This window comes from Paraburkholderia sp. BR10937 (genome assembly GCF_040965695.1).
Lineage (GTDB): Bacteria > Pseudomonadota > Gammaproteobacteria > Burkholderiales > Burkholderiaceae > Paraburkholderia.
Genome location: NZ_JBFRCL010000194.1, coordinates 1 through 290 on the forward strand (window position 1 = coordinate 1; position 290 = coordinate 290).

A 290-nucleotide genomic window follows, 5' to 3' on the forward strand; every position below is an offset into this window, starting at 1 on the left:
GCTGCCGCGGGCACCTGGGCCGTCAACTGAACGAGAAGTTCAAGCTGGGCAAGGACTCGGACCCGCAGGTCTACGGCATCGGCATCAAGGAACTGTGGGAGATCGATCCCTCGAAGCACCAGCCCGGCCTCGTGATCCACACGGCCGGCTGGCCTCTGGAATCCGACACCTACGGCGGCTCGTTCCTGTACCACATCGACAACAACCAGGTGATGGTGGGCTTTGTCGTGGGTCTCGCGTACCAGAACCCGTATCTCTCGCCGTTCGAGGAATTCCAGCGTTACAAGACG

Annotated in this window: 1 protein-coding gene; it reads left to right on the forward strand. The window is 61.4% G+C overall.

All coding sequences use genetic code 11. The features are described 5' to 3' along the window. Window positions 1-290: NAD(P)/FAD-dependent oxidoreductase (locus tag AB4Y44_RS42610; protein WP_368702840.1), on the forward strand; the 290-nt coding region annotated here is incomplete at both ends.